We start from the raw sequence: 12,806 nt of genomic DNA on the forward strand, positions 1-12,806 counted from the left end.
GGCCTCAGACATTCGGCAGGTGCTGTGCGAGCGCGTCGAGCACCGCCATGCGGACGGCGACGCCCATCTCGACCTGCTCCCGGATCAGCGACTGGGCACCGTCGGCCACCTCCGAGGAGATCTCGACGCCGCGGTTCATCGGGCCGGGATGCATCACGAGCGCATCGGGCGCGGCACGTTCCAGTTTCTCGCGGTCGAGCCCGTAATAGCGGAAATACTCCTTCGGGGACGGCACGAAGGCGCCATGCATGCGTTCGAGCTGGAGGCGCAACATCATCACGATGTCAGCGCCTTCGAGCCCCTTGTTCATGTCGGTGAAGAGTTCGACGCCCATGCGCTCGATGCCCGGCGGCAGCAGCGTCGTCGGCGCGATCAGCCGGACTTTTGCACCCAGCGCATTCAGCAGGATGATGTTGGAGCGGGCGACGCGCGAATGCAGGATGTCGCCGCAGATCGCCACCGTCAGCCCCTGGATGCGGCCCTTGTTGCGGCGGATGGTCAGGGCGTCGAGCAGGGCCTGGGTCGGATGCTCATGGGCGCCGTCGCCGGCGTTGACCACCGAGCAGCCCACCTTGCGGGCGAGCAGGTTGACCGCGCCGGCGGCATGGTGGCGCACGACAATGATGTCGGGCCGCATGGCGTTGAGCGTCGCGGCGGTGTCGATCAGCGTCTCGCCCTTCTTCACCGAGGAAGAGGCGACCGACATGTTCATGACGTCGGCGCCGAGCCGCTTGCCGGCGAGCTCGAAGGAGGCCTGCGTGCGGGTCGAAGGCTCGAAGAACAGGTTGATCTGGGTGCGGCCGCGCAAGGTCGCCGCCTTCTTCTCGACCTGCCGCGACAGCGCGACATAATCCTCGGCCCGGTCCAACAGGCCCTCGATGTCGAGATGGGACAACCCCTCGATGCCGAGCAGGTGGCGGTGCGGATAGAGCGGCGCTGGCGATGTCATTTGAAGCAGGCTGTTTAGGCGCGACTCGCCCGAGGTGCAAGCCGCTCCGAACAGGAAAGACCGCTATGCCGCGCGCAGCGGTGGAGCTTGCCTGCGATTGGCGCTAGGTCAGAAGCCGATCCGTCCGCTGCCTGCGTTTGCCGAAGGAATTCGCCTTGTCCGCTTCCACGACCGCTCATGTTCCGGCGCCTCACGGAGCCGATTGGCAGACCATCGCCCCGGCCGAGGCCGGCTTCGATGCCGGGCGGCTCGGCGAGGCCGTCACTTTCGCGCAAGGCCATGAGAGCCCCTGGCCGCGCAGCCTCTATTATCCGGACGGCTCCTATGTCGGGAATGTCGAGTGGAACGAGACCGGCCCCTGGACCGAGATCGTCGGCCCGGTGCGCGAGCGCGGCGGCCCGGCCGGGCTGATTCTGAAAGGCGGACGCATCGCCGCCGAATGGGGCGACACCGGCCGCACCGACATGACCTTCTCGATTGCGAAAAGCTATCTTTCGGTGCTCGCCGGCGTCGCCTTCGACGACGGGCTGATCCGCGATGTCGAGGACCCCATCGGCAAAAGCGTGGATGATCCCGCTTTCGCCGGGCCGCATAACGGCCAGATCACCTGGCGGCACCTGCTGCAGCAATCGAGCGAATGGCAAGGCGAGATCTTCGGGAAATCCGATCAGGTCGATCACAACCGCCAGATCGGCCCCGGCGCCGACAACAGCCGCAAGGGCCAGCGCCGCGAGCTCAGGCAGCCCGGCTCCTTCTACGAATATAACGACGTGCGGGTGAACGTCCTCGCCTATGCCCTGCTCCAGCTTTTCCGCCGGCCGCTGCCGGAGGTGCTGCGCGAGCGGATCATGGACCCGGTCGGCGCCTCGCCCGACTGGCGATGGGAGGGCTACAGCTCGTCCTTCGTCGAGATCGATGGCCGGCGCATCCAGTCCGTGCCCGGCGGCGGGCATTGGGGAGGCGGGCTCTTCATCGGCGCCCGCGACCATGCCCGCTTCGGCCTGCTGATCGGCCGCAAGGGCGAGTGGAACGGCCGGCAGCTCGTTTCCCGCAACTGGATCGAACGCTCGCTGACGCCCTCCCCCACGCTCGGCAATTACGGCTATCTGTGGTGGCTGGCGCGCGGCCCGGCGGCGCGGCCGGGCGTTCCCCAGACCGCGTTCTCGGCGCTGGGCGCCGGCAGCAACGTGATCTGGATCGAGCCGGAGCGCGACATCGTCGCGGTGCTGCGCTGGATCGAGGGCGCCTCGACCGAGGGCTTCATCGACCGGCTGCTGGCGGCGCAGGCCTGAGCGCGCCTCAGCCTTCCTTCACGGCATAAACCTGCTCGGGTCCGGGAAAGCGTCGGGCTCGAACCTCGGCGGCGTAATCCGCCACGGCCTTGTCGACGCCCTCGGCGAGGTTGCCGAAGAGCTTGACGAATTTCGGCACGCGCCCGGTCAAGCCGAGCATGTCGTCGAGCACGAGCACCTGCCCGTCGCAGGCGGCCGAGGCACCGATGCCGATGGTCGGGATCGCGATCCTGGCGGTGATCTCCGCCGCGAGCGGCTCGGCCACGGCCTCCAGCACCACCGCAAAGGCGCCGGCCTTGGTCACCGCCACGGCATCGGCGATGATCGCCGGCCATTCGGCCCGGTTACGCCCCTGCGCCTTGAAGCCGCCGAGCACGTTGACCGCCTGCGGCGTCAAGCCGACATGGGCCATCACCGGAATGCCGCGCTCGACGAGGAAGGCGATGGTCCTGGCCATGCGCTGCCCGCCTTCGAGCTTCACCGCCCCGCAGCCGGTCTCCTGCATGATGCGGGCGGCGTTGCGGAAGGCCTGCTCGGGGCTCTCCTCATAGCTGCCGAAGGGCATGTCGACGACGATCAGCGCGCGACGGGAGCCGCGCATGACCGCCTGCCCGTGCAGGATCATCATCTCCAGCGTCACCGGCACGGTGCTGTCGAGGCCGTGCACGACCATGCCCAGCGAGTCCCCGACGAGCAGGAAATCGCAATGTCGGTCGGCCAGCGCCGCCATCGGCGCGGTATAGGCCGTCAGCGAGACGATCGGCTCAGCCGCCTTGCGGCTGCGGATGTCCAGCGCCGTCATGCGCTTGATCTGTGCTTGCGACGACACGCTCTTCTCCCCATGTGACGGGTGCTACCCCGTGGAAGGCCCTAAACGCTCTCCCCCATCCCGGAAAGCGCAATCGGCGTTTGACACGGCTCGCCCGCTGAACCACTTTCGCGCGCAATTCCGAACCGCACAGGTCTTGCGGGTCGCGGACCCGTCCGTTACGGCCGGTTCCGCGCTCTGATCAGGGCTGTCATCGAGACACGAAAACCATGAAGCTCCTCGTCGTCGAGTCGCCGGCCAAGGCCAAGACGATCAACAAATATCTCGGCTCCGACTACGAGGTCATCGCCTCGTTCGGGCATATTCGCGACCTGCCGGCCAAGGACGGCTCGGTCGAGCCCGACAATGATTTCGCGATGAAGTGGGAGATCGAGGGGCGCGGCGCCAAGCAGGTCGCCGAGATCGCACGCGCCGTGAAGGGCGCCGAGAAGCTGATCCTCGCCACCGACCCGGATCGCGAGGGCGAGGCGATCTCCTGGCATGTGCTGGAGGCCCTGAACCAGAAGCGCGTGCTCAAGGGCATCCCCGTCGAGCGCGTCACCTTCAACGCCGTCACCAAGGACGCCGTGCAGAAGGCGCTGGCCAATCCCCGCGCGATCGACCAGGCGCTGGTCGATGCCTATCTGGCCCGCCGCGCACTCGACTATCTCGTCGGCTTCACCCTTTCGCCGGTGCTGTGGCGCAAGCTGCCGGGCGCCCGCTCGGCCGGGCGCGTCCAGTCCGTGGCGCTGCGCCTGGTCTGCGACCGCGAGCGCGAGATCGAAGCGTTCCGGGCCCGCGAATACTGGTCGCTCGTCGCGACGCTCGCGACCGAATCCGGTCAGACCTTCGAGGCCCGTCTCGTCGGCGCCGACGGCAAGAAGATCGCAAGGCTCGACATCGGCAATGCCGAGGAGGCCAAGGCCTTCAAGGAGGCCCTGGAAACCGCGCTCTTCACCGTGACCGAGGTCGAGGCCAAGCCGGTCAAGCGCCACCCCTACCCGCCCTTCCAGACCTCGACGCTGCAGCAGGAAGCCTCGCGCAAGCTGGGTCTCGCCCCGGCCCGGACCATGCAGCTCGCCCAGCGCCTCTATGAGGGCGTCGATATCGGCGGCGAGACGGTCGGCCTCATCACCTATATGCGAACCGACGGCGTCGACATGGACGGCTCGGCCATCACCGCCGCGCGCAGCGTCATCGGCAAGGAATTCGGCGACCGCTACGTGCCGAGCGTGCCGCGCAAATACACGGTCAAGGCCAAGAACGCGCAGGAAGCTCACGAGGCCATCCGCCCGACCGATCTCGGCCGCCTGCCGGCGCAGGTCATGCGTCATCTCGAGCCGGAACAGGCGAAGCTCTACGAGCTGATCTGGAAGCGCACCATCGCGAGCCAGATGGAATCGGCCGAGATGGAACGCACCACGGTCGATATCGCGGCCAAGGTCGGCGCCCGCAATCTGGAGCTGCGCGCCTCCGGCCAGGTCGTGCTCTTCGACGGCTTCCTGACGCTCTACCAGGAAAGCCGCGACGACGAGGAAGACGAGGACTCCAAGAAGCTGCCGGCGATGAAGGCGGCCGACAGGCTGGAGAAGCGCGCCATCGCCGCCGACCAGCATTTCACCGAGCCGCCGCCGCGCTTCTCGGAAGCGAGCCTGGTCAAGCGCATGGAAGAGCTCGGCATCGGCCGGCCCTCGACCTATGCCGCGACGCTCTCGACCCTGCGCGACCGCGAATATGTCCGCATCGAGAAGAAGCGCCTCGTGCCCGAGGACAAGGGCATGCTGGTCACGTCGTTCCTGGAGAGCTTCTTCAAGCGCTATGTCGAGTTCGACTTCACAGCGAACCTGGAAGAGAAGCTCGACCGCGTCTCCAACGCCGAGATCGACTGGAAGGCGCTGCTGCGCGAGTTCTGGGAGGAATTCACCGCCTCCATCGGCGAGACCAAGGATCTGCGCGTCGGCGACGTACTGGAGGCGCTGAACGGCGTCCTCGGCGACTATATCTTCCCGCAGAAGGCCGACGGTTCCGACCCGCGGATCTGCCCGACCTGCGGCAACGGCCAGCTTTCGCTCAAGCTCGGCAAGTTCGGCGCCTTCGTCGGCTGCTCGAACTATCCGGAATGCCGCTATACGCGGCCCCTCTCCGTGCCCGCCGCCGATGGCGAGGCCTCGGCCGAGGGCGGCCAGGGCGCGCCCGGCGTGCGCATCCTCGGCACCGATCCGGTGACGAGCCTCGAGGTCACGATGCGCGACGGCCGCTTCGGCCCCTATATCCAGCTCGGCGAGGGCGAGAAGCCGAAGCGCTCCAGCCTGCCCAAGGGCATGAGCCCGGCCAGCGTAACGCTGGATAAGGCACTCGCCCTGCTCTCCCTGCCGCGCGAAGTGGCGCGGCACCCCGAAAGCGGCGAGCCGATCCTCGTCGGCATCGGTCGCTACGGGCCTTACGTGCAGCACGGCAAGACCTACGCCAATATCGACAAGGGCGACGATGTGCTCGAACTCGGCGCCAACCGCGCCATCGACCTGATCGTCGCCAAGGAGAGCGGCGGTGGGCGCGGCGGTCGGGCATCGACACCGGGACGGGCGCTCGGCGATCATCCCGCCGGCGGCGCGCTGGAAGTGAAGGCCGGCAAATACGGCCCCTATGTCGCCTGGGGCAAGATCTTCGCGACACTGCCCAAGACGATGACCGCGGAGAGCATCACGCTGGAGCAGGCCATCGAGCTGGCGAACGCCAAGGCCGAGGCGAAGGGCGGCGCCAAGGGCAAGGCGAAGGCCGCGGGTGCTGCGGCAAAGGCCAAGGCACCGGCGAAAAAGCCCGCCGCGAAGAAGGCGCCAGCCAAGAAGGCTGCAGCCGCGAAGGCTCCCGCCAAGGCCAAGACGGCAAGCGGCTGAGGCCGCTCGCTTTCGCGAGAGACAGCGCGGTCATGCGTCTGGCGAGCTGGTTATTTGCAGGTCTCGGGGCACTCGTCTGCTCCGTGACCTTCGCGGGCTGGGTCTGGCTCAACGCCTACGCCTGCGGAGGCTGCAAGAACTTCCGCCTGCGCTGGGAGGATACCGAGGCGCTCAGCCTGTTCATCCCGCCCTTCTTCCTGGGCTGCGTTCTGATGGTCACAGGCGCCGTGCTGTGGATCGGGAACCGTTCGCAACGGCGCTAGAGCTTGCTGGCTTTACCCGGACCACGGGTCGTTCCGGGCTCATGCTTGTGACATGCCCCTAATGACGGCGTGCTTCCGTCACAGGCTCGCGACCACCACGATCCGTCTCACCTCGCCGCGCAGGAAGGCCTGCAGGAAGCGCTCATAGTCCTTGAACGAGATGCAGCCGTTCGAGTCACCGCGCGGCCCGAGCAGATAGGTGTGGGCGAGGAGACCGGCGCGGCCGTGGATCGCGCCCGAGCCGCCGACCGGATTGAGCCGGATGGCGCGCACGCCATGGAACAGCGCCTCGCGCTCGGTCAGCGTGTAGGTGTGCGGCGGGGTGACGCCCTTCATGCGGACATGGGCGTAGCTGGGATCGTCCATCATCTCGCCCAGGCCGGAATGGGCCTCGAGCCGCTCGCCATTGGGCATGTAGACCATCTTGGCGCTGATATCGTAGATCGCGGTGCCGGCCTCGGCGGTGCGCGGCGGCGTGCCGGCCGAGGGGCTGAGGCGCGCGACGCGACCGCGGTCGACGACGTCATCCTGCGGCGCGGCATAGGCCAGCGCCGTACCCGCCGGCTGCTGCTTCTGCACGCCGAAGAGCTTCTCGAAGAAATTGCGGTTGTCCTCAGGCGTCGGCGCGGGCGTGGCGGCAGCGACCCGGCTGCGGCGGCCCGATGTCACCGGCTGCTGCGCCAGGCGCCGCGGCTGGGCCTCGGCAGGCGGCGGCACCAGCTCGGCCGGACGCGGCACGGGGAACGGAGCGGCAGCGAGGCCGGCGATCTCCTGCGAGGCCGTCTCGGGCGGAACGGACGCGATCAGCTCCGAGGGACGCGACGCCGGCAGCGGCGCCTTTTCGGCCAGGCTCACGGGCGCCTGCGACGGCAGCGGCAGAACCGAACCCGAATCCGGCAGATCGAGCGCTTCCGGCACCGCGGCCAGGCGCATCGCGGAGCCGACCGGCCGGCTCTGCGCGAGCGAGGTCGGGGTCGTGCCGGCGAAATGCGGATCGAGCAGGCCGCCATAGGCCCGCTCGGTGGTCGTGCCGGCGAGGCGCTCCGGCGCAGGTGGCCTGATCACCTGGGAGATGGCGGCTTTCTTGTCGTTGGCGGCAACATCGACGCTGGGATCGTGCGGCGCGACATGATCGAGCAAGCGGAAGCCCGTCATCGCTCCGAGGCAGAGCGCGGCCGCCCAGAACAGGGTCCGGCCGATGGAGCGACGACGCCGCCGAAGACGCAGATGGGGCGCCCCGCTCCGCCGCGCATGTCTGCCATAGCTCATTGCCCGCACTCTCGATACGCCAACGCCACGCCCGGCCTCGACAGGCGCGCATGCTCGTTCCGCCACACCCCGAGGCAACGGGATGCGCGGCGCGTGACGATGCGCCCGGCCATGCTGGGAGAACCCAAACTACGTTCTTCTCCGATAAAGCGCCGTGTTGGTTAATCGTCGGTGAAGCCGACCGCGCTTTTTTTTAGGCGGTGGGTGGTGAAGCGGCGCGACGTGTCGCGGGCCCCGAAGGCCACGCAAAGGCGGCACCATCAAGGCGCGGGTTGCAAGGCGCAGGGCGGTCATTCGCAAAGAGAGGGTTTTTCTGGCTCACCCGCCGCGATTAGTTCATCTTTCCGGGCGAAGGGACCCGGTCCTCTCCCCAGCCTGGCCGAATCGCACATGTCGCAAGGACCGCAGCCCGCAGAGACGGCCACGCAGGAGGCAGCGCCTCCCGTGACGCCGCCAGCCGAGGCGAGAACGAGTTCGGTCGCGGCGCTCGGCGCCATCGTGAGCGGCGCGCTCATCCTGCAGATCGCCGCGACGATCGTGAACACGGTCATCCCGCTCAAGATGGCGCTCGCCCAGAAGGCGCCGCTGCTGATCGGCCTGGTCGGCTCGGCCTATTCGGTCGGCTTCCTCGCCGGCTGCTTCATCATTCCCGCCTTCATCCGGCGCGTAGGGCATATCCGCGCCTTTGCCGTCTTCGCGGCGTTGCAGGCAATGCTGACGCTGAGCTTCGGGCAGACGCCGATCGACATCTGGGGCCTGTCGCGGCTGGGCATGGGCTTCGCCGGCGCGGGCCACGCCATCTGCATCGAGAGCTGGATCAGCGGCCAGGCGAAGGCCGGCCAGCGCGGGCGCATCTTCGGCCTGTATCAGATCATCAACCGGCTTGCCCTGATCGGCTCGCAGATCGGCGTCGGCTATGTCGCGATGCAGTCGAGCGAGATCTTCCTGTTCGCTAGCGCTGCGTTCTCGCTGGCGCTGATCCCGGTCGGCATGACGAAAGCCAGGGGCCCGGAATCGGGCGCCGTGATCTCGGTCAGGCTGAACACGATCTGGCAGTATGCCCCGGCCGCCGTCATCGGCTGCCTCTATGTCGGGCTGATGGGCGGGGCGCTCTCCAATGTCGCGCCGGCCTATGGCATCCTGATCGGCCTCGACCAGAAATGGGCGATCCTGCTGACCGCGGGCATCCAGATCGGCGCGCTGGTGCTGCAATGGCCGCTCGGCCTGCTGGCGGACCGGGTCGAGAGCCGCAAGATCATGCTGAGCGCCACCGCCTCGGTGGTGCTCTGCACGTTGGCGCTGGGCGTCGTGCTCTGGTTCGCCCTGCCCCATAGCCGGTTCTGGCTGTTCGGGCTGTTCGCGCTGATCGGCGCCGGCAGCATGCCGATCTATACCGTCGCCGTCGCCCATGCCTATTTCCGGCTCGGCCGCGAGCGGGCGCTCGGCCTCTCGGCGCAGCTCCTCTTCCTCTGGGCGACGGGCTCGGCCATCGGCCCGCTGGTCTCGACCGCCTTCATGCAGGTCATAGGGCCGCAGGGGATGCTGATCTATCTCGGCCTGCTCTCGGCCGCGACCGGCGTCTATCTCGCCTTCCGCCTGCGGCGTAACCCGCCCTCGGCCAATCCTTTCGGGGAACGCCCGACGACCGCGCCGACCATCCCCGACGTCTCGCCTTCGGGGCGTTCGCAGGGCGGCAAGTAGGACAGCGTTCCAGCTTGCGCCGACACGCGAGTCATCCCGGTCGCAGCGAAGCGAAGAGCCGGGATCCGTGCCTGAACTTCAAACGGAAGCGCTCCGGCATGGATCCCGGGTCAAACCCGGGATGCCGGCGCGTTTTCCGCTCGAGATCAGCAAGCTCTAAACCAGGCCTACGCTTGGGCGGCGTGGCGCGTCGGCTTGGCCTTGAGCTTCATCTCTTCCAGGTCCTGACGCTCGCGCGGGGTGTTGCGCATGAGCTGGTCCTTGCCGGGCGCATATTGCACCGGCTGCTCTGTATCGACGCCGTACCAGGCGGCGGCGCGGAGCACGAAGGACGGATCGGCCAGATGCGGCCGCCCGAGCGCGACCAGATCGGCCCGGCCGGCGGCGACGATCGTGTTGACCTGATCGGCGCTTGTGATGTTGCCGACGCACATGGTCGCGATCTGCGCCTCGTTGCGGATGCGGTCCGAGAAAGGCGTCTGGAACATGCGGCCGTAGATGGGGCGCGATTCCCGCGTGGTCTGGCCGGTCGAGACGTCGACGAGATCGCAGCCCTCGGCGGCGAAAGCCTCGGCGATCGCCACGGAATCCGCCGCCGAGAGCCCGCCTTCGGCCCAGTCCGTCGCGGAGACGCGCACCGACATCGGCTTCTCGCGCGGCCAGGCCTCGCGCAGCACCCGGAAGACCTCCAGCGGATAGCGCAGGCGGTTCTCGACCGAGCCGCCATAGTCGTCGGTGCGCCTGTTGGTCAGCGGCGAGAGGAAGCTCGCCAGCAGATAGCCATGGGCGCAGTGCAGCTCCAGCATGTCGAAACCGGCGCGCATCCCCCGTTCGGCGGCCGCGACGAATTCCGCCTTGACCCGGTCCATGTCGGCGCGGGTCATCTCGCGCGGCACCTGGCTTTCCGGATAATAGGGCAGAGGCGAGGCCGAGATGATCGGCCAGGCGCCTTCCGGCAGAGGCCGGTCCATGCCCTCCCACATCAGCTTGGTCGCCCCCTTCCGCCCGGCATGGCCGAGCTGGAGGCAGATCTTCGCGGCCGAGTGGCCGTGCACGAAATCGACGATCCGCTTCCAGGCGGCTTCCTGCTCGTCGTTCCACAGGCCGGTGCAGCCGGGCGTAATCCGGGCATCGGGCGCGATGCAGGTCATCTCGGTGAAGATGAGGCCAGGGCCGCCGATGGCGCGCGAGCCGTAATGCATCAGGTGCCAATCGCCCGGCAGGCCGTCCTCGGCGGAGTACTGGCACATCGGCGAGAGCGTCATGCGGTTCTCGACCTGCATCTCGCGCAGCTTGAAGGGCTGGAAGGCCGGCGGGACCGGCGAGCCGTCCTTGCGGCGCTTGGCGAGGTCTCCGAGCCCATCCGCGACGAGATTGTCGACGGCTGCGACCATCTCCGGCGCACGCAGGGCGAGGTTGTCGTAGGTGATCGCCTTGGAGCGGGTCATCAGGCCGAAGGCAAAGCGCAGCGGCTCGAAATCCCAGAAGCGCTTCAGTTCCTCGAACCAGACCAGCGAGACATCCGCCGCGTGCTGGGTCTTCTCGACCTCCTCGCGGCGCTGCGTCTCGAACAGTTTGAGGCCGGCGGCGACATCGAGTTTCGCCTGCCCCATCGCCTTGTGCAGGGCAATGGCATCCTCCATCGCGAGCTTGGTGCCGGAGCCGATCGAGAAATGCGCCGTCGCCTTGGCGTCGCCGATCAGCACGACATTCTCGCTCACCCAATTCCGGCAGCGGATCATCGGGAAATTGCGCCAGAGCGAGCGGTTGGTGATGAGCTTGTGGCCTTCGAGCTCCTCGGCGAAGACGCCTTCGAGGAAGGTGGCCGACTGCGCCTCGTCGAGTTTGCCGAGCCCGGCCTTCTCGAAGGTCTCGGGGTCGGTTTCCAGCACCCAGGTCGAGCGCCCGGCCTCGTACTGGTAGCAATGGGCGATGAAGAGCCCGTGCTCCGTCTGCTTGAAGAAGAAGGTGAAGGCGTCGAAGGGACGGGTCGAGCCCATCCAGGTGAAGTGGTTCGGGCGCAGGTCGGTTTCCGGCTGGAAGCGATCGCGCCAGTTCTCGCGGATGCGGCTGTTGATGCCGTCGGCAGCGACGACAAGGTCGTAATCGCGCTTCAGCGCCTCGATATCGGCAATCTCGTCGCCGAAATGCAGCCCGACGCCGAGAGCGCGCGCCCTCGCCTGCACCAGCATCAGCAGCGAGCGACGCGAGCAGCCGCAGAAGCCGTTGCCGGGAACGCGGTGGACCGTGTCCTTGAAGTGGATCTCGATGTCGTCCCAATAGGCGAAATTGTCGCGGATCGCGGCATAGCTCTCGGCATCCGCCGCCTTGAACGTGTCGAGCGTCTGATCGGAGAACACGACGCCGAAGCCGAAGGTGTCGTCCGCCTGGTTGCGCTCGAAGACATCGACCGCAATCTCCGGCCAGTCACGCTTCATCAGCAGCGCGAAATAGAGCCCTGCCGGCCCGCCGCCCACGACCGCAATGCGCATCGACGCCTCCTCCAGAGCACCAGCCGATCCGGCTGATGATATTATTTTAAGCCTAAAATATTTTTGAGCTCAAGAGACTTTTGCCACCTTCAAATCGGACACTCAACAACGGAGCCGAAACCCCATCGAACCCCCGCAGCCCCCATCCTGAGGAGTCGCGCAGCGGCGTCTCGAAAGACGGTCGAGAGACCTGCAGGTGCCTCCGGAAGCACCCTTCGAGACGCCATTACCGACGGGGCAGTTCCTCAGGATGAGGGCTTCAGGCCCTGCAGACCAGCCCCGACGCCCCCAGAACGGCGCCGGCGTGTCCGCCGGCGCCCGACGAGCCGCTTGCAAATTGATTGAGACTTAAAATATGTTCTGCGGAGGAGGTCGAGCGATCATGACTCTGCGGGAACGGCACGCGCTGGTGACGGGAGGCGGACGCGGCATCGGCCGGGCCATCGCCGCGGCACTGACGCAGGCCGGAGCGCGGGTCAGCATCCTCGGGCGCGATGAAACCTCTCTGCGCGACGCCGTGGCTGCGGGAGTCGCCGCCGATTTCGCTCCTTGCGACGTGCGCGACGAGAGTGCCGTCTCATCCGCGCTCGATCATCTCTCCGGCGGACATGGCTTCGACATCGCCATCGCCAATGCCGGCGCGGTCGAGACCGGCCCGTTCATGCGCAGCGACAGCGAACGTTTCCGCCGGATGGTCGAGATCAACCTGATCGGCACCGTCAATCTGTTCCACGCCGTGCTGCCGGCGATGCTGGAACAGCGCCGCGGCCGGCTGATCGCCATCGCCTCGACCGCCGGGCATCGCGGCTATCCTTATGTCAGCGCCTATGTGGCGGCGAAGCATGCCGTGGTCGGGCTGGTGAAGTCGCTGGCGCTGGAGACGGCCCGCTCCGGCGTCACCGTCAACGCCGTCTGCCCCGGTTACGCCGACACCAACATGGTCGCGAGCGGGCTCGACACCATCGCGGCGAAGACCGGCAAGAGCCGCGAGCAGGCATTGGCCGAGATGGTCAGGGACAATCCGCAGGGCCGGCTCATCGCGCCCGAAGAGGTCGCGGCCGCCGTGCTCTATCTCTGCGGGCCCGGCAGCGATGCCGTCACCGGCCAGTCTCTCATGATCAATGGTGGGGAGTTCTGA

9 protein-coding genes are annotated in these 12,806 nt (G+C 67.5%); 5 read left to right on the plus strand and 4 right to left on the minus strand.

The window, feature by feature from the left end:
* Positions 1-4 precede the first annotated feature (4 nt).
* A complete protein-coding gene (locus tag GGC47_RS16430) occupies positions 5-949 on the minus strand; it encodes an aspartate carbamoyltransferase catalytic subunit (protein WP_038368145.1) in 945 nt (314 codons plus the stop codon).
* 155 nt (positions 950-1,104) lie between these two features.
* On the opposite strand from GGC47_RS16430, the gene GGC47_RS16435 reads away from it, so the two are divergent.
* A complete protein-coding gene (locus GGC47_RS16435; protein ID WP_429068525.1) occupies positions 1,105-2,241 on the plus strand; it encodes a serine hydrolase domain-containing protein in 1,137 nt (378 codons plus the stop codon).
* A gap of 7 nt (positions 2,242-2,248) precedes the next feature.
* Here GGC47_RS16435 and panB read toward each other — a convergent pair whose 3' ends face one another.
* Complete coding sequence (gene panB / locus GGC47_RS16440; RefSeq protein ID WP_142020752.1) at positions 2,249-3,070, minus strand: 3-methyl-2-oxobutanoate hydroxymethyltransferase; 822 nt, start codon at positions 3,068-3,070, stop codon at positions 2,249-2,251.
* A gap of 209 nt (positions 3,071-3,279) precedes the next feature.
* Between panB and topA the strand changes: the two genes are divergently transcribed.
* Together topA and GGC47_RS16450 are read left to right on the plus strand one after the other, a co-directional pair.
* Entirely contained in the window at positions 3,280-5,943 is a 2,664-nt protein-coding gene (gene topA, locus GGC47_RS16445; RefSeq protein WP_142020751.1) for a type I DNA topoisomerase, read from the plus strand.
* 32 nt (positions 5,944-5,975) lie between these two features.
* The gene (locus GGC47_RS16450; protein ID WP_038368152.1) at positions 5,976-6,206 is read left to right on the plus strand and encodes a hypothetical protein; all 231 of its coding nucleotides are present in this window, start codon (positions 5,976-5,978) and stop codon (positions 6,204-6,206) included.
* Between the two features lie 78 nt (positions 6,207-6,284).
* Here the strand turns inward: GGC47_RS16450 and GGC47_RS16455 are convergent, their stop codons facing one another.
* Positions 6,285-7,475: a tlde1 domain-containing protein gene (locus tag GGC47_RS16455; protein ID WP_142020750.1), complete on the minus strand. Its 1,191-nt coding sequence runs from the start codon at positions 7,473-7,475 to the stop codon at positions 6,285-6,287.
* A gap of 444 nt (positions 7,476-7,919) precedes the next feature.
* Here GGC47_RS16455 and GGC47_RS16460 point away from each other — a divergent pair, with 444 nt between their 5' ends.
* On the plus strand, positions 7,920-9,176 hold the full coding sequence (locus GGC47_RS16460) for an MFS transporter (RefSeq protein WP_185747828.1): 1,257 nt from the start codon (positions 7,920-7,922) through the stop codon (positions 9,174-9,176).
* Positions 9,177-9,343: 167 nt separating this feature from the next.
* Here the strand turns inward: GGC47_RS16460 and GGC47_RS16465 are convergent, their stop codons facing one another.
* Positions 9,344-11,668, minus strand: coding sequence for a bifunctional salicylyl-CoA 5-hydroxylase/oxidoreductase (locus GGC47_RS16465; protein ID WP_142020748.1), 2,325 nt, complete (start codon positions 11,666-11,668; stop codon positions 9,344-9,346).
* A gap of 382 nt (positions 11,669-12,050) precedes the next feature.
* Between GGC47_RS16465 and GGC47_RS16470 the strand changes: the two genes are divergently transcribed.
* Positions 12,051-12,806, plus strand: coding sequence for an SDR family NAD(P)-dependent oxidoreductase (locus GGC47_RS16470; protein ID WP_142020747.1), 756 nt, complete (start codon positions 12,051-12,053; stop codon positions 12,804-12,806).

The organism is Allobosea sp. OAE752, assembly GCF_050433265.1.
Lineage (GTDB): Bacteria > Pseudomonadota > Alphaproteobacteria > Rhizobiales > Beijerinckiaceae > Allobosea > Allobosea spartocytisi.

Coding starts and splice junctions, on each gene's coding strand:
- GGC47_RS16470 (WP_142020747.1), top strand. CDS start 12,051: ATGACTCTGCGGGAACGGCACGCGCTGGTGACGGGAGGCGGACGCGGC.
- GGC47_RS16455 (WP_142020750.1), bottom strand. CDS start 7,475: ATGAGCTATGGCAGACATGCGCGGCGGAGCGGGGCGCCCCATCTGCGT.
- GGC47_RS16465 (WP_142020748.1), bottom strand. CDS start 11,668: ATGCGCATTGCGGTCGTGGGCGGCGGGCCGGCAGGGCTCTATTTCGCG.
- topA (WP_142020751.1), top strand. CDS start 3,280: ATGAAGCTCCTCGTCGTCGAGTCGCCGGCCAAGGCCAAGACGATCAAC.
- GGC47_RS16430 (WP_038368145.1), bottom strand. CDS start 949: ATGACATCGCCAGCGCCGCTCTATCCGCACCGCCACCTGCTCGGCATC.
- GGC47_RS16450 (WP_038368152.1), top strand. CDS start 5,976: ATGCGTCTGGCGAGCTGGTTATTTGCAGGTCTCGGGGCACTCGTCTGC.